We start from the raw sequence: 17421 nt of genomic DNA, 5'->3' as shown, positions 1-17421 counted from the left end.
AGGTTCGGAACTTCCCCAGAGTAAACCAAATTAGTCAATTCGTCATAGAGTTATCATGCAAAGATGGACTATTTCTAAGATAGTCAGCACAATATTCAGATAATATGCACCGACACCCGCTCAATATGGAAATGAAATGAACCTTTCTCAAGTCCAAGCCTTTTGTTCTGTTGCTGATTTAGGATCAGTCTCTGAAGCTGCACGCCAGCTCGAATGCAACCGAACCAAGCTAAGTATGTCGATTAAAGCCTTGGAGAAAGAGTTAGATGTAGAACTGTTCGTGCGTAGCGGAAATCACGTCGAACTGTCTGAAGCTGGCAAAGCCATCTACAAAGATTGTGAAGGCATGTTAGTGACGGCAGCACGCATTAAACAAACGTGCTTGCATGTATCTGGCGAGTTCAACGCCGAGATATGGATTGCCCGTGACGACTCATTACCCGATGATATGTGGCAGGATTTATCGCACGCCCTCAATAACAAGTACCCTTCGACCTCATTCAACTTTGTTCTTGCTTCGAGTGGCGACTTAGCCAACTTGGTTGAAACCCAACAAGTGGATTTCGCTTTTGGTGTCGATTATGAACGTGTCGATGACCCACGGATTATCTACAACCCACTTGGCAAGATTCGAATGATGTCGGTGTGTAAGAAAGGACATGACCTGAGTGCGATGCGACGTGTTTCTGATGAGGTATTAAGAAATTCGATGCAAGCGACCATGGTTTATCTCAATGAAAAGGATAACCCAGAGCTTGAACCCTTTTCGCGTCGTTACATCGGCTTCTCTAGCTTTGATTTTATGCTGGATACAATTTTACGTGAAGAAGCCTGGGGCGTAATGCCAGAGCCACTGATTCGTCACTTGCTACGTGAACAAGAGTTAGCGGTGATCAAACACACATACGGCCTTACCCAAGAAGACTACTGCATGTTTACCGCAGCAGGTATGGCAGAACACCCAGGTATGAACTGGCTCGCGGATCAGCTCAGCGACTACTTGTTCGATTTCTAATTTTAGCTTCCCAATTTAAGATCGGCGCGAGCTATTGCCTGTGCCGCCTTTTGCGATCTAAGACTGAACCATTTACGCAACGTATTCGAACGCTAACGTTGCCTTTATCGATATGCTTAAGTTTATGTAAACATTGAGCTCACGAAGCTATACGACACTGATGACTGATATATTTCATTAATCATAAACCATCTATTCTCAGTTGCACAAATCCCCTAGAAAACAGTCATCGTCAACTTTATTGACACCTCAAATTTAACTTAAGCCACTGAATTACAATGATTTAAATGAACCACTTAAATAGTACACATCAATATCATCAGATAAGGTTTGTAAAGTTAGCTCATTATTAGAACAATGAAGTTATCAAAAACATCTGGAAAATATTATGTGTGACAGGAAAAGCCAAAACGAAAATCGAGTACTATTGTTCTCAGCCCTTTTAGCATCAGGCTTCGCGATTGGCGGATTGGTGTTGGGTCTTATCGTTGGCTCTCTGGTCATAGTATTTGACGGTGTCTATTCTCTTATCAGCTTACTGTTAACTTTATTGTCACTAGCTGCTTCAAAATACATTAACCGTCCTTCAGATAGAGAGTTCCCGTTCGGTCGAGCTATCATCGAACCGATTGTGATTGCGATTAAAGCCGTTGTGATTCTACTTGTGGTTGGTTATTCGCTTTACTCTGCGATTGGTGCCTTGATGACAGGTGGTCGTGAGGTCGATGCTTCTATCGCAACTCTGTTTGGTATTTTCAACGTATTGGGTTGTGGTTACGCTTGGTGGTACATCGCTAACAAGAGCAAACGTATCTCTTCGGGTTTGATTCAAGCGGAATCTAAACAGTGGCAGATGGATACACTATTGAGTGTCGCGGTAACGGCTGGTTTCGTTGTTGCGTGGGCAATGACATTCTCACCTCTTGTGTCATACTCAGTATATGCCGATCCAATGATGATGTTGCTGATGTCTTTCTACTTCATCAAAGTGCCATTCGACATGTTACGCGAAGCGATGCGTGAACTGCTGATGATGTCGGCAACCAAAGACATTTGTGATGCGGTAGATAAAAACGTGGTCGCGGTAGACAAAGAAGCGGATCAAGATTTGGAACTAATGGGCGTGACTAAGGTTGGCCCTGAGCTAAGAATCAACGTTGATATTCATACCAATGACCAAGATGCGATTGCGGTTGATGATATTGAACGTACGCGCCGCCAACTTAAACGACGCTTATCGAAGATGCCTTATGAGCTTCAATTGAATCTCAATATCGCGAGTTAAGAGTCAAGAAAACCTCTTACTAACTAAGACTCTGATTGAACCTTTTTAGAAGCCGACGCCGTAACCGTCGGCTTTTTGTCTCTGGTTACCCACCAACAAGCTAGAGAGCCAATCGTCACCATACAAACACCCTGCCAAAACGTCATGCTCAATGACAAACCCAAAATCATAGAAGACAGTAAGGTCGCAAAAATAGGCGTGAAATACGACATGGTCGCCAAGAAGACCATATTGCCGCCAAGTATCGCTGTATTCCAAAGCGCGTAGCCTGCGCCCATACACACACCTGCCAACACTAAGTCAATCGCGGCGCTGGTTGTCATCACCATGCCGGTTTCGTTACTCAATGCGTATTTGATCCACAAGGTGATTGCCGTCGCGATAAAGAACAACACGATCGCATTCTGCCCTTTCGCCACTTTCTGAGTGTAATTACAGTAGACCGCCCAAATAATCGCGCCGAAAAACGCCATTGAATAGGTTTTAGGGTTAGTAGCAATATTGGCAGCAATTTGGTCAACAGAAAGCCCCTGATCGCCGCTGATACTCCAAGCCACGCCAAAGAAGGCTAAGAAGATACTTGGGTAAACCAACCAGTTAATCTTTTTGTCGCTGAGCAGGACTGCGAACAACACCGTCAATGCTGGCCATAAGTAGTTGATGACGGCCATTTCCAAGGCTTGATGTCGGTTGTTTGCCATTCCTAAAGCCAAAGCCAAGAAGATCTCATAACAAACGAACAGAGCACCACCAATCAACAGATACGACTTAGAGAAGCGCGACAACTTAGGTAACCCCATAACACAGACCAACAACAGCGAACTCACTGTATAAAGGCTGGCAGCGCCACCGATTGGGCCCAGTTGTTCTGATACGCTACGAGATAGCGCGATTAAGCAGCTCCAAAGTAAAATGGCAGCAATGCCGTAGCAACTATGGCGATGAGATTTCAGCACGCCTCTTCCTTTTCTTTATTGTAATGGTGTAATCAAAGCGAGCTTAAAGCAAAGATAGGCTTTAGCACCACTATCGATAACTTGCAGTAGGTAAAAATAAGTAGCCGAGCACATAACTGCACTCGGCTATCAATCATTCACTCAAAAATCTAAAAACAATTATGCCAATAACAGAGTTTGCAGGTCAGCTAAAGACTTAACCTGATAATGAGGGTTAATTCCCGCTGGTGCCGCTTTCTCTTGGCTATTCAACCAACACGTCTCAATACCAAAATCCAAGCCGCCTAGAATATCTGAATGCGGGTTATCTCCGACCATCAATACGCGTTGTTTTGCTGGTAAGCCAACAAGCTTATGTGCATGTTCAAAGATCTCAGCGTCTGGTTTAGCAACACCCACTTCTTCAGAAATGATCACATGATCAAAGTAATCTGTCATTCCAGTGCGTTCTAAACGGATAGATTGCAGCTCGGTGAAACCATTGGTGATGATGCCCATGTTAACTTTGCCTTTTAAAGACTCCATCAACTCTTTTGCACCTGGGAGCAGAGAACAGATATCCGCCATTGCGGTCAAAAATGCACTGTTTAATTCTGCTGTGGTTGTCTCTAACTTTGTTGCCCAGCTTTCAAAACGCGCGTGCTTTAGTTGTTCTGCTGTAATGCGGCCATCTTGGTAGTCTACCCAAAGTGGTAAATTCACCTCTTGGTAAACTGAATAATCCTGTTCACTAAAGTCCACACCAAAACGGGAGAACATCAGCTTCATTCCTTGAAAAGCATCAAAGTGGAACAAGGTTTCATCCGCATCAAAGAATATCCAATCGTACTTCATATTCTGTCCTGTTATTCGCGCTGTTGAGCCGTATTTATATTTTGTTCTTTCCTAACCTCAACGGTTAAGTGTGCATTCTACTACCATTTTTGTGAGCCTGAATATAGTTCTAAGAATTTATAGAAAACAAGCAACAAGTCATGATGTATCGCAAATTTTGCCACATATTAAACCAATACCATACAAGAAATACATTTAAGTACCGGGAGGTATTATGAAGCACTTCTTACCGTCATCCGTCATGCTCACCCCATTTCTTGTTAAATATTATGATGAAGAAACACAAGACACCTCTGATTCTTTAGATTCCGATAAGCCTCAAGTTACATGCAGCGATGACTCAATGGATATATCGGAAAAAGATGAACTGAAGCAAATTTGACTGAATAGCCGTTATTTTTCATGGTTATAGAGCGCCATTCTGCACTTAAATCAATCACTTACTTACTACCCATTACTGACAATAAACATAACTGATTACCATAAAAACGATTGCTATATGAGCCCTATCACAACGCATAGCCACAAAGTGGTAGTTCGGAATCAAAGTTGTTCCAGATCAATGGTCGACCAGTTGATTGCCGACACCATGTAGGAAATTAAAAATCATAATTAACGGAGTTTTCCAATGTCTACTGCATTTTACATCCCTACAATCAACTTCATGGGTACTGGCTGTCTGAAGGATGCTGCTGATAGCATTCAGTCTCAAGGCTTTAAAAAAGGTCTGATCGTGACAGATAAGATCCTTAACCAAATTGGCGTAGTTAAGCAGGTACAAGACCTTCTTAGCCAGCGCGGCGTAGACGCAGTTGTATTCGATGGCACTCAACCAAACCCAACCATCACTAACGTTAACGATGGCCTTGAATTGCTGACTGACAACGATTGTGATTTCGTTGTTTCTCTAGGTGGTGGTTCTCCACACGACTGTGCAAAAGGTATCGCACTAGTTGCTTCTAACGGTGGCAAAATTGCAGACTACGAAGGTGTCGATCAGTCTGAAAAACCAATGATGCCTCTTATTGCTATCAACACAACAGCAGGTACAGCATCTGAAATGACACGTTTCTGCATCATCACTGATGAAGAGCGTCACATTAAGATGGCTATCGTTGATAAGCACACAACACCTCTAATCTCTGTGAACGATCCTGAGTTGATGCTTGCTAAACCTGCATCACTGACTGCAGCAACGGGTATGGACGCGCTAACACACGCAATCGAAGCTTACGTTTCTATCGCAGCTACGCCAATCACAGATGCAGTTGCGATTAAGGCGATTGAACTAGTGCAAGCGCACCTAAGAACAGCAGTATCGCACGGTGAAGACATTGAAGCTCGTGAGCAAATGGCTTACGCACAGTTCATGGCAGGCATGGCATTCAACAACGCTTCTCTTGGCTATGTTCACGCAATGGCGCACCAACTGGGTGGTTTCTACGACCTTCCACACGGTGTATGTAACGCTATCCTTCTGCCGCACGTTCAACGCTACAACGCGCAAGTTTGCCCTGAGCGTCTATGTGATGTTGCAAAAGCAATGGGCGTGAATATTGAAGGCATGACACCAGAGCAAGGCGCAGAAGCGGCTATCAACGCGATTGTTCAACTAGCAAACGACGTGAACATCCCAACAGGCATCGCGCAGCTTGGTGCTAAGCTTGAAGACATCCCGACTCTGTCTGACAACGCACTAAAAGACGCTTGTGGTTTCACTAACCCTAAACAAGCGACTCATGAAGAAATCTCAGCGATCTTCGAAGCGGCAATGTAATCTAGGTTCTAGAAACCAATCAATACAAACGGGCTCATCTTCTGAGCCCGTTTTCTTTTATCTGTTCAATCAAGACTTAAACTGACATCTTAACCTTTGTAATTTCTTACTCGTGCCGCTTCTGCTTCACGCTTATCAACAACTGTTTTTCCGATTGGCGCTAATGAGATGAGCGCTAACTTAAGGTGCTGAATCGCAAATGGAATACCGATGATGGTAATAAAACACGCTACAGCTGACATGATGTGACCAATCGCAAGCCAGATACCTGCAAATAAGAACCAAATCACGTTACCAATCACGCCTAGCGGGCTGGTGCCGATGTCCATTTCGTTAGTCAATTCATCACGAGAAATTGCTTCTTGGCCGAATGGGAAGAATGAGAAATCACCCATGACAAAACACGCTCGTCCCCATGGAATACCTACGATGGTAAGGAACGCGATCAGCCCGAAGAACCACCAAGCCAGTCCCATAAATACGCCACCGAACAGAAACCAAATGATGTTTCCTATTGTTTTCATTCTGTATTCTCCAAATCTTTGAATGCTGTTTTTTCATATGCCGAGTAAGGCAATACTTGTTCTGATAGGTTCATTATTATTGAGCCTTTATGAACCGCTTATGAATCAACGAGATTTTATGTGTTTGATGCACACCACGAAACGCCAAATCCGCATAGGGCTCATCGAGTTTATTTGATACCATGCTCTCAGATTATTTAGTACAACAAAGCTAAACAGACTCAACAACGAATTTAAGGCCGAATTTATGAACAACACTGAGCAACCTAAAAAGAAAATGCAAAACTGGGTGCCAATCGTCTTCTTCGGACTTCTCAGCACCGTGCCTGTATTCATGTTTTTAGTCGACGTGTACATCAACCAATATATGTAACACGCATACCGTCGTTACTATTTAAATGAATACAGGGAACATGCCCTGTATTCACCTCGATTAACTCACTTCTGCTGCGATCAATTCAATGCTTCTGTAATCAAACCAGCTCTTCGTTAATTAAATCAGCTCTTCGCTAATAAAATCCAAGATGTCGATCAGCTCATGATCAGGTAAGTTCAATAAGTTATCACCCACATACCACTCAATCTTACATTGATTCGGTAGCTCGCTGATTGCTGGGTTTCCTATCCAAACCTTATGCTTCTTGGCGATATTGTCTCGCGCTATGATGCCCTCTTTATAGCTCACAGGTAAATAAAGATGAAGCATGTTTACTTGCGGTTGCTGCGGGTTCACTTTGAATTGAGGGTAGTCCAATAAGATTTGGTAAAGCTGCTTAGTACGCTCATACAAAGCCGGCATTAGTTCGAGTCTTTGGTCAAACTGCATGGCCGCCGAAACCACATAAGGCGTTCGATGGTACACATTACCGCCTTGTCGCTTCATCCATGCCGACGCTTTCGCTACGAAGTCTTTATCACCTAATAACAGTGAACCACCCAGGCCATTTAGCCCTTTGTAGAGCGAAACATAAGCCGTATCGAAACCCTTCGCAATCTCGCTGTAAGGCTTTTGGTAATAGGCGCCACACTCCCATAAACGAGCACCATCCATATGAAGATGAATAGACTGCTCTTGGCAGTACTGCTTAATTGCTTCAAGCTCTTCCCACTCAGGCAGCTGACCACCAATCTCTCGCATCGGTAGTTCATACAATGCCGCGGCAATCTCATCAGGCCAAGCCTTTAAGTCGTCGACATTCCAAGTGCGAAATACATTACCAACCGGAAGCACGTTGAAGCGGTTTTGGAGCTGATACCCTTGGCGTTCATGCCGCATAATATGACTCGATTCATGCATCGCAACGAGAGGGTTTCTTTTCTCTTGGCACGCAATCTCTAACGCCGTCGGTTGGTTCATTGTGCCAGTAATAACAAACACAGCCGCTTCATAGCCCAGCAGCTCTGCAACTTTGGCTTCAAAGCCTTCGATGAATTCACCGTCGCCATAGCTGTCATGACGCACATTGTTCGTTTCACACCATTCAGCCATCTGAGCAAATGTTTGTGCCGGAGTCGGTTCAAAGTGACCAGATAGCAACAAATTACATTGTTGACGCAAGTCCGTGCTCATATCTTTTCCTTTATTCATTGTCGTTCTATGTAGGGTGATTGAATTATTTACGTTAGATGTCAACGGTGACATAAAATGCACCCGTTCGCTGTTATTATTCGCGAATAATTAGTTTTACTTAGTCATAGTCTGGATGCGCCATAAATACCCAAACTGACGAGTGTTTTATACCCGGTTTCAGATAGCAAATACGACACTCCTAAAAACGTACATCTAAGTAGATAAGTATGGGCTAATTCATTGTTCTTCAATCATTCATCTATTATTGTATATCTATAATTCCAATAAGCATTATTCGTTAATGGACAAAGAGGGCTATATGTCGAAAAATCGAGTCTTGGTGCTATTCGCCCACCCTTCTCAGCATCGCTCTGAAGCGAACAAACCCTTATTTGAGCAAGCCAAGCGCATTGATGGGGTAACCTGTGTCGATCTCTATGCTGAGTATCCGACCTTCAAAATCAACATCGATCGTGAACAGAAACGCCTGTTGGACCATGACATCATCATTTTTCAGTTCCCACTATATTGGTACTCAACACCGGCAATTCTAAAAGAGTGGCAAGATCTGGTTCTTGAATATGGTTTCGCTTACGGCACTGATGGCAATGAGCTACAGGGTAAAAACTTGTTATGCAGCATCACTGCCGGTGGTAAAAAAGACGCCTATCAAAGTGATGGCTACAACCATTTCACTATTCGAGAACTGCTTCACCCAATAGAACAAACCGCGTCTTTATGTGGGATGACCTACCTCGCACCATTTGCTCTGTTTGGTTCACGTACCGCTTTGGAAGAAAACCGCATTCAAGAGCACGTCAATAGCTATAAAGTGCTGTTAGAGGCACTGGTTGCTGGCGACATTAATATCAAAAAAGCCAGCAAAGCAGAAAAGCTAAACCACTACGTAGAAGAACTAATGGCAGAGGTTAAATAATGACGGGATATTTTCTACAAGCATTTATCTACTTAGTTGCTGCTGTCATCGCAGTGCCTATTGCTAAGCGTCTCGGGCTCGGTTCTGTACTGGGTTACTTAATCGCCGGTGTTGTAATTGGCCCAATCATTGGCTTAGTGGGTGAAGAGACCACAACCATTCAACACTTTGCTGAATTTGGTGTGGTGATGATGCTGTTCGTAGTGGGCCTTGAGCTTGAACCTAAGATGCTTTGGGCAATGAGAAACCGCCTAGTGGGATTGGGGGGGCTGCAAGTTGGTGGTACTACTGCGATTGTGATGGGCATTGCACAGTTCTTTGGTCAACCTTGGACGATTGCTTTAACTATCGGTTTGATCTTCGCGCTTTCATCGACAGCGATTGTTCTGCAAACGTTCAATGAAAAAGGGCTATCTAAGACAGAAGGCGGCAAGAACGCTTTCTCGGTTCTGCTGTTCCAAGATATTGCCGTTATTCCAATGTTGGCGTTCATTCCTTTACTTGCGCTTCCTGAACTGGTCGCCTTGGCTGAGAGTGCAGCAGAAACCGCAGCGCACCACGATGAGCTAAGTTTGGTAGCAGGCCTTCCTAGCTGGGCATACGGTCTTGTTATTACCGCTTCAATCGCCATCGTGGTGGTCGGCGGGCACTTCCTAAGCCGCCCACTGTTCCGCTTTGTTGCGAGCTCTGGCCTCCGTGAAATCTTCACGGCGACCGCACTAATGCTTGTTATCGGTATTGCAGCATTAATGAGCCTTGTAGGTCTGTCTCCAGCGCTTGGCACTTTCCTTGCGGGTGTTGTTCTAGCAAACAGTGAGTTCAGACACGAGCTTGAATCGAACATCGACCCATTCAAAGGGTTATTGCTAGGCTTGTTCTTTATTACGGTTGGTGCAGGCATCGACTTTGGTGTTCTATTCAACGACTTCGCACTCATCATCGGGTTAACTATTGGTGTCATGGCGCTTAAAGCACTAGTGCTATTTACATTGGCGCTGATCTTTAAGATCAAAAACAGTGACCGTTGGTTATTTACTTTGAGCTTGGCACAAGCCGGTGAATTCGGATTCGTGTTATTGAGCTTCTCGGCACAAAACCACGTATTACCTGCCGACCTTGTTCAAACACTGTCGCTAGTGGTTGCTCTGTCGATGTTCTTAACTCCTGGCCTATTTATCCTATTCGATAAAGTGATTCTGCCTCGTTATGAGCAAAAATCTAACGACCGCGAAGAAGACACCATCGAAGAGAAAGGCACGGTTATCATTGCGGGTATTGGTCGATTCGGTCAGATCGTTAACCGCTTACTGGTATCGAATGATGTCAAAACTGTGGTTCTGGATCATCAAGCTAACCAAGTAGACGTTCTGCGCTCTATTAACATCAAATCTTACTTTGGTGATGCAACTCGTCACGACCTATTGCATACCGCAGGTATTGACGAAGCGGCTATGCTTGTTGTGGCTATCGACAACCAAGACTCGAGCGTCGAGTTAGTGAAGTACGTTAAACACACTTACCCTAAAGTGAAAGTCCTAGCGCGTGCGTTCGACCGTGGCCATAGTTACCGCTTAAGAGAAGCCGGCGCCGATTTTGTGGAATTAGAAACATACCACTCAGCCCTCGAAATGGGATCTGAAGCCTTACGTGCCTTAGGTCATCACCCTTTCTTTGTTGAACAACAAAAGTCGACTTATCAACGTGTTGAAAGTCGTAAATCTGAAAACCTATATCGTGCTTGGTCAGAAGCTCAAGACAACCCTCGTTATGACAACAACTTTAGGCAGATCTTTATTGATCTAGAAGAAGCGATGAAAGAAGACATGAAAAAAGACCGTTCAGACAAACATTCTCGCTCTGAACGTGGTTGGACACCACCACCGAAAGGCTATGCGGATGGCTTTGAGGAAGAAGAATCCTAATCAAGAACTCTAACTAACCACTGATAAGCGGCCCTTGAGCCGCTTTTTCTTTATTTATAGGCAATCAAATTGCGTAATGAAGCCCAAGCACTGGCTCTAAACCAGATGAACCACATGATTTATGTGATCCAGTTACAATTTTTAATCTCAGTCCACCTTACAAAAATGGATTCATTTTTTACATTTTTGAAACATTCCCACCTTGCATAAACCACACCTTAAACATGGCTATATATGCAGTCATTTTAGTCATGCAATTCTTGACTAAAATTATATTCACCAGTTTTAGGGGTTTGAACAGTATTGCATATATTAAAACCAAGCTTGCCAGCCCTAGCAGAAACATTCGCAAAACCAATAAATTAACCGTTAAACTCACAAATTCAGATCATTTGAATTAACATAAATGTTTCAAAATATGTCTCTCGTTACAATTTGTAACGAATTGAAGTTGTCGGTATAGTCCTGCAATCAAAAAAGTGAGACCTTTGCGCTCACCTTAAAGGAGATATAATAATGATTACTAATGATGCTGTAATAATGGGCATGTTAGCTGTTATTCTTGGCGGTGTATTTATCACGGAAAGTAGCCAAAATAGCGCACTGAAAAAATTCTACTCGTTCGTTCCGGGTCTATTGCTCTGTTACTTTGTTCCTTCGCTATTGAACAGCTTCGGCATCATCGATGCGTCAAACTCTAAACTGTATTTCGTAGCAAGCCGTTACCTACTTCCAAGTGCATTGGTTCTTCTGATCATCTCAGCAGACCTTCGTAAGATCTTTGGTCTTGGCTCTAAAGCCGTCATCATGTTCTTAACGGGTACAGCTGGTATTATCATTGGTGGCCCATTAGCGATTCTGATTATCGATCAAGTTAACCCAGACCTTGTTTCGGGCGACGTATGGCGCGGCCTAACGACTGTTGCTGGTTCTTGGATCGGTGGCGGTGCTAACCAAGCGGCAATGAAAGAAGTGTTTGAGGTTGATGACCAACTGTTCTCAGCAATGATTACGGTAGACGTTATCTGTGCAAACATTTGGATGGCCGTGTTGCTTATCATGGCGGGTCGTCAGAAGAAGATTGATGCTTGGCTTAAAGCCGACACTTCATCAATCGAAGAGCTAAAAGAGACGGTATCTAAATACCAAGAAGAGAACGCTCGTCCAACGACAACAACCGATCTAATGAAGATCACTGCGATTGCCTTCGGCTTAACTGGCCTCGCTCACTTATTCAGTGACCTTATCGCACCTTGGATCTCAACCAACGCTCCAGAACTTGCGAAATACAGCCTGACATCAGGCTTCTTCTGGTTAATCGTTATGGTAACGACGTTCGCTCTCATCGCTTCATGCTTTAAATCGACACGCAGCCTTGAGCACAGTGGCGCGTCTAAAGTAGGTTCTGCGTTCATCTACATCCTAGTCGCGACTATCGGTATGCAAATGGACGTTACCGCTATCTTGGACAACCCAGGTTACTTCTTCATTGGTATCACATGGCTAACTATCCACGCTCTACTTATGATTGCGATGGCGAAACTAATCCGTGCTCCACTGTTCTTCATGGCAGTAGGTAGCCAAGCTAACGTAGGTGGCGCGGCATCGGCTCCTATCGTAGCGGCGGCATTCCACCCAGCATTGGCACCAGTAGGTATCCTAATGGCAGTATTGGGTTACGCTCTAGGTACATACGGAGCTTACATCTGTGGCCTCATCATGCAGGCTGCTGCGGGTTAATAGAAGCGCTTCAATGCAGTAACACAAAAGGCTAAACGACCACCGTTCAGCCTTTTTCATTTCTACTCTTCCACACTGAGATTAATCAAACAAAGACGCCAGTTTATTTTCCACTACTGGGCTGATATTAAAGCTCAGCATGAAGTCCGGGCGTGTCTTTTCGTCTTTCTTGATATAGTAATTGGCTTCAATACCAAACTTCCAAGGACGACCTTTGAACACCGTTGTTTTACTTACGCTAATATTCAGCGGAATCTCCGCCTGATCTTTATTCCAATCGTAGGAGAGTGTCGGTGCTGAACCTACCGTCCACCCACCTACCAATAACTCCACCCAAAATAACTGCGTAGACGTCTTGTTAATACGAGTATCAGAGTGATCCGCCCCTTTGCCCGATACGCCATAAAGATGGCTTGGGAACACACCGACAACGCGTTCAGCACTCACTTTGCCGTACATAAACTCAGGGCCAACAGCGAATAGATCTGCCGTGAGCTCGCTGCTGCCCGTTGGTAAAGAAGCAAACAAACCAAAAGCAGCAATAGTCCCGCCTTCCATTTTGGGCGCGTAGGCTAGATCAAAAGAAATATCGCTCACTCCTGACTGATCCATATATTGGGAACTTGTCGGCGTATCCACGTTGAAATCATTCTGAATATAAGAGATAGCGGGACGGAAGATGACTTTGTCGCCATTATCCATAGGGAAAGGGAGAGTTGGTTGTAACACTGTGGCGAAGATGTCCCCTCCTCCTTCATAACCACCAGAGTATTGGAGCTTTAAGTTAAGGCTCGCGTAAGCCGTATTGGGGTTTGCAAGTTCCTTTGCTGCCTTTTCTGCTGCTTGGTCGCTATTGCCTTTCGAGATAGTGGTATTCGCGGCCACAAAATTCGGCGTTAATAATATTCCAGTTATTATCAGTGCAAGTGGTTTACAAGCTATTGAAGCCCTCTTTAAAAATTAAACGCAGTGTATTGCGCGTATTTTAAAGACTAACGAGAGACAAAATGGCCATTCAGCGACATCGAGAATTAATCGATTCGCAAATACAAAAAACGCCCCTTTCGGAGCGTTTTTATTATTCAGCTAAAGCTTATTCCCAATCTAGGATTACTTTACCTGACATACCAGAACGCATCATGTCGAAGCCTTTCTGGAAGTCGTCCACTTTGTAGTGGTGAGTGATAATTGGTGTTAGATCTAGGCCTGATTGGATCAAAGAAGCCATCTTGTACCAAGTTTCGAACATCTCACGACCGTAGATACCTTTGATAACCAAGCCTTTAAAGATAACTTGGTTCCAGTCTACTGCCATGTCTGATGGTGGAATACCTAGTAGAGAGATCTTACCGCCGTGGTTCATGTTAGTCAGCATGCTGTTGAACGCAGATGGGTTACCAGACATTTCTAGGCCTACATCGAAGCCTTCCGTCATGCCAAGGTCAGACATTACGTCTTCAAGCTTCTCTTCCATCACGTTTACTGCGCGAGTCACACCCATTTTCTTAGCAAGATCTAGGCGGTATTCGTTTACGTCAGTAATTACAACGTGACGAGCACCAACGTGCTTAGCAACCGCTGCAGCCATGATACCGATTGGGCCAGCACCAGTGATTAGCACGTCTTCGCCTACTAGGTCGAAAGAAAGCGCTGTGTGTACTGCGTTACCAAATGGGTCAAAGATTGATGCTAGATCGTCAGAGATTTCTGCAGGGATCTTAAATGCGTTGAACGCAGGGATCACAAGGAACTCAGAGAACGCACCAGTGCGGTTAACACCAACGCCTGTTGTGTTACGACAAAGGTGAGTACGGCCACCACGACAGTTACGACAGTGACCACATGTGATGTGACCTTCGCCAGATACACGGTCGCCGATTTCAAAACCACGAACTTCTTGGCCAATGCCAACAACTTCACCCACGTATTCGTGACCTACAACCATAGGCACTGGGATTGTGTTTTGTGACCACTCATCCCAGTTGTAGATGTGTACGTCTGTACCACAGATTGCGGTTTTCTTAATACGGATAAGAAGATCATTATGACCCATTTCAGGTTTTTCAACCTCGGTCATCCAAATGCCTTCTTCAGGCTTAAGTTTAGAAAGTGCTTTAATTTTCATAATGTTACCTAGTTCATCTCGCCTAACTGTAAGGCGAGAATCAAAAATCTATATGTTCGACTGGGTGGTGTTCTATCTAATTAAAGGATGCTCGTGGCACCCCTTTAAAATTAGATGATGCCCATGTCTTTACCAACTTGGATGAACGCATCGATTGCGCGGTCTAGTTGCTCACGAGAATGTGCTGCAGACATTTGCGTACGGATACGAGCTTGACCTTTTGGTACTACAGGGAAAGAGAAACCTACAACGTAGATACCTTTCTCTAGAGCGCGCTCTGCGAATTCAGCCGCTACTTTTGCATCACCAAGCATGATTGGGATGATTGCATGGTCGGCGCCGCCCATAGTGAAGCCAGCTTCTTCCATGCGAGTACGGAAGTGAGCAGAGTTTTCCCATAGTTGAGTACGTAGGTCGCCAGATTCAGCTAGAAGATCTAGAACGCGGATAGACGCAGATACGATTGCAGGTGCAACAGAGTTCGAGAATAGGTATGGACGAGAACGCTGACGTAGCCAGTCGATCACTTCTTTCTTACCAGAAGTGTAACCGCCTGAAGCGCCACCCATTGCTTTACCAAGAGTACCAGTGATGATGTCGATACGGTCAACAACGTTGTGGAACTCGTGAGTACCTGCGCCGTTTTCGCCCATGAAGCCCACTGCGTGAGAGTCATCAACCATTACTAGTGCGTCGTACTTGTCTGCAAGGTCACAGATAGCAGGAAGGTTAGCCACTACGCCGTCCATTGAGAACACACCGTCAGTTACGATTAGTGTGTGACGAGCGCCCGCTTCTTTAGCTGCGATAAGTTGCTGCTCTAGCTCTTCCATGTTGTTGTTCGAGTAACGGAAACGCATTGCTTTACACAGACGAACGCCATCGATGATAGATGCGTGGTTTAGTGCGTCAGAGATGATTGCGTCTTCTTTACCTAGAATTGTTTCGAACAAACCAGCGTTTGCATCAAAACAAGATGTGTAAAGGATAGTGTCTTCTTTACCTAGGAACGTAGAAAGCTTTTGCTCTAGTTCTTTGTGAGAATCTTGAGTACCACAGATGAAACGTACTGAAGCCATACCAAAACCGTGCTGATCCATACCATCTTTTGCAGCTTCGATAAGCTCTGGGTGGTTAGCAAGACCTAAGTAGTTGTTTGCACAGAAGTTTAGTACTTCTTCACCAGTCGAGATAGAAACCGCTGCTTTTTGTGCAGAAGTAATAATGCGCTCAGACTTGTAAAGACCTTCTTCTTTAACTTCTTCGATTTGAGTTTGAATCTGTTGGTAAAATGCAGAAGACATTGTCTCATTCCTTCCTAGTTATTATTTAGCAGCATCGCGCGCCGCTTTATGTAGGGATGTAAACGATCTCAACACGATCATTTACACTGTAAAACTTATGCCTATATTCTAGTTGAACATCCCCGTTCCGATTATCCCTTTAGTTGGAAAAACATTAATGAATCACAGGCACGAATAATAGTTCATCCCAGTGACACAGGGCACATTAACGCGTCTTACCTGTTCTTTTTAACGTCAAATCGCCCTCCATTTCGGTCTAATTTCGCTGTCATATCAAATATCAATTTTTCATCTCAGAACGATATAGTGATGAATTTAGGTTTATCTCAGAAAATCCAGCCGTTTAATTGATGAAATTGATTCACAAATCACACGTAATCACTCACAATTGCCATTACGCTCATCGTTGAAACTTGTTTAACTGGATACTTATGATTAATCCTAAGCTCATCGCCCTACTTCCTGATCTCGCCTCGTTCATCTTAGTGGTTAATGAAGGGAGCTTTACCGCTGCAGCAAAGCATCTAGGGGTGACACCCTCAGCGTTGAGTAAACTGATCACACGCTTAGAAAAAGCGCTCTCAGTGAAGCTGTTTGAACGCACGACTCGTACTTTGATCATCACACAAGCAGGCCAACTGGTTTATGACCAAAGCGTGGTCATGATTAATGCCGCGCAGCAAGCGGTTGAACTGTCTACCTCTGATCACACTGAACCTGCGGGCTCTATAACGGTGGCGGCACCAGAAGCTTTCTTGAACTCAGTTCTACAGCCTTTCGTTGTGCCATTCTTAAACCAGTATCCCGAGATCCAACTTAAGTTAAGGGCTGCTGATGGCGACATCGATATATTGCGTCAAGGCATCGACATTGCGTTTCGCCTTACCGATAAGCCCGATGAAAGCTTGGTTTTGAAAGAGCTTGGAAAGACAAACCTCGTGTTATGTGCGAGCCCTGACTATCTGAAGGCCAAAGGAGTTCCTAGCCACCCAACTGACCTTTCTCAGCACGACTGCCTATACCTTGCAGAAACAGATAAAGACCACATTTGGGACTTCTTGAAAGACGATGAATTCCACACGGTATCTGTCAGTGGCCGTTACGCGGTAAACCACTCTCAAATGCGACTCAAAGGTGTGAAAGAAGGCCTTGGCGTAGGTATTTTCCACGACTTTGTTATTCAAGATGCATTGGCTGAAGGCTCTGTGATGCAAGTATTAGAAGATTGGACAATTAAGAGTAACTACCATGGCGCTATCGCAATGCAGTTTGCTCAAACCAAGTACATGCCTGCTCGCCTGCGTGTATTCATTGATTACGCGATGGAGCACTTAGGTGATAAGTTAGCCAGGCCCAATTTCAGATAATAAGTGCGACATTCATGGAAAGGTGTAGAAGAGGAAGCCAACTGCTGAAAGTGGTACGCTCTTCT

At 44.4% G+C, this 17421-nt stretch carries 15 protein-coding genes; 8 read left to right on the top strand and 7 right to left on the bottom strand.

From position 1 onward, the window contains the following. The first annotated feature begins 136 nt into the window (after positions 1–136). Both L1D22_RS07980 and L1D22_RS07975 read left to right on the top strand, forming a co-directional pair. Positions 137–1015 (top strand): LysR family transcriptional regulator, encoded by an 879-nt coding sequence (locus L1D22_RS07980; protein ID WP_239829326.1) that lies wholly within the window; start codon positions 137–139, stop codon positions 1013–1015. Between the two features lie 388 nt (positions 1016–1403). Further along, positions 1404–2300, top strand: a complete 897-nt coding sequence (locus tag L1D22_RS07975) for a cation diffusion facilitator family transporter (RefSeq protein WP_239829325.1) — start codon at positions 1404–1406, stop codon at positions 2298–2300. A gap of 23 nt (positions 2301–2323) precedes the next feature. Here the strand turns inward: L1D22_RS07975 and yddG are convergent, their stop codons facing one another. Then, the gene (yddG, locus tag L1D22_RS07970) at positions 2324–3256 is read right to left on the bottom strand and encodes an aromatic amino acid DMT transporter YddG (protein WP_017060901.1); all 933 of its coding nucleotides are present in this window, start codon (positions 3254–3256) and stop codon (positions 2324–2326) included. Between the two features lie 159 nt (positions 3257–3415). Further along, positions 3416–4090 carry a pyrimidine 5'-nucleotidase gene (gene yjjG / locus L1D22_RS07965; RefSeq protein ID WP_239829324.1) on the bottom strand — a complete coding sequence of 225 codons (675 nt, stop codon included), beginning with the start codon at positions 4088–4090 and terminating at the stop codon, positions 3416–3418. A 628-nt stretch (positions 4091–4718) separates the two neighbouring features. Between yjjG and yiaY the strand changes: the two genes are divergently transcribed. After that, positions 4719–5867 carry an L-threonine dehydrogenase gene (gene yiaY / locus L1D22_RS07960; RefSeq protein ID WP_239829323.1) on the top strand — a complete coding sequence of 383 codons (1149 nt, stop codon included), beginning with the start codon at positions 4719–4721 and terminating at the stop codon, positions 5865–5867. A gap of 89 nt (positions 5868–5956) precedes the next feature. Here yiaY and L1D22_RS07955 read toward each other — a convergent pair whose 3' ends face one another. Continuing rightward, positions 5957–6391 (bottom strand): YccF domain-containing protein, encoded by a 435-nt coding sequence (locus L1D22_RS07955; RefSeq protein ID WP_239829322.1) that lies wholly within the window; start codon positions 6389–6391, stop codon positions 5957–5959. Between the two features lie 247 nt (positions 6392–6638). On the opposite strand from L1D22_RS07955, the gene L1D22_RS22295 reads away from it, so the two are divergent. Continuing rightward, on the top strand, positions 6639–6764 hold the full coding sequence (locus tag L1D22_RS22295; RefSeq protein WP_275665023.1) for a hypothetical protein: 126 nt from the start codon (positions 6639–6641) through the stop codon (positions 6762–6764). A 120-nt stretch (positions 6765–6884) separates the two neighbouring features. On the opposite strand, the gene L1D22_RS07950 is transcribed toward L1D22_RS22295, so the two are convergent. Then, on the bottom strand, positions 6885–7961 hold the full coding sequence (locus L1D22_RS07950) for a beta-eliminating lyase-related protein (RefSeq protein ID WP_239829321.1): 1077 nt from the start codon (positions 7959–7961) through the stop codon (positions 6885–6887). Between the two features lie 319 nt (positions 7962–8280). Between L1D22_RS07950 and L1D22_RS07945 the strand changes: the two genes are divergently transcribed. From L1D22_RS07945 to L1D22_RS07935, 3 genes are all read left to right on the top strand, one after another. Further along, positions 8281–8898, top strand: coding sequence for an NAD(P)H-dependent oxidoreductase (locus L1D22_RS07945; RefSeq protein ID WP_239829320.1), 618 nt, complete (start codon positions 8281–8283; stop codon positions 8896–8898). Next, the gene (locus L1D22_RS07940; protein WP_239829319.1) at positions 8898–10820 is read left to right on the top strand and encodes a monovalent cation:proton antiporter-2 (CPA2) family protein; all 1923 of its coding nucleotides are present in this window, start codon (positions 8898–8900) and stop codon (positions 10818–10820) included. The genes L1D22_RS07945 and L1D22_RS07940 overlap by 1 nt, the downstream gene beginning before the upstream one ends. Positions 10821–11336: 516 nt before the next feature. Continuing rightward, complete coding sequence (locus tag L1D22_RS07935) at positions 11337–12560, top strand: DUF819 family protein (RefSeq protein ID WP_176679897.1); 1224 nt, start codon at positions 11337–11339, stop codon at positions 12558–12560. A gap of 81 nt (positions 12561–12641) precedes the next feature. Here the strand turns inward: L1D22_RS07935 and L1D22_RS07930 are convergent, their stop codons facing one another. The 3 genes from L1D22_RS07930 to L1D22_RS07920 form a co-directional block, all read right to left on the bottom strand. Further along, on the bottom strand, positions 12642–13502 hold the full coding sequence (locus L1D22_RS07930) for a hypothetical protein (RefSeq protein WP_345772803.1): 861 nt from the start codon (positions 13500–13502) through the stop codon (positions 12642–12644). Positions 13503–13653: 151 nt separating this feature from the next. Continuing rightward, positions 13654–14685 (bottom strand): L-threonine 3-dehydrogenase, encoded by a 1032-nt coding sequence (gene tdh / locus L1D22_RS07925; protein WP_017059546.1) that lies wholly within the window; start codon positions 14683–14685, stop codon positions 13654–13656. A 110-nt stretch (positions 14686–14795) separates the two neighbouring features. After that, a complete protein-coding gene (locus tag L1D22_RS07920; RefSeq protein ID WP_239829317.1) occupies positions 14796–15989 on the bottom strand; it encodes a glycine C-acetyltransferase in 1194 nt (397 codons plus the stop codon). 431 nt (positions 15990–16420) lie between these two features. On the opposite strand from L1D22_RS07920, the gene L1D22_RS07915 reads away from it, so the two are divergent. Next, a complete protein-coding gene (locus L1D22_RS07915) occupies positions 16421–17356 on the top strand; it encodes a LysR family transcriptional regulator (protein WP_239829316.1) in 936 nt (311 codons plus the stop codon). Positions 17357–17421 lie beyond the last annotated feature (65 nt).

Source organism: Vibrio sp. Isolate34 (genome assembly GCF_022397915.1).
Lineage (GTDB): Bacteria > Pseudomonadota > Gammaproteobacteria > Enterobacterales > Vibrionaceae > Vibrio.
This window is presented reverse-complemented; position numbering and strand designations above follow the sequence as displayed.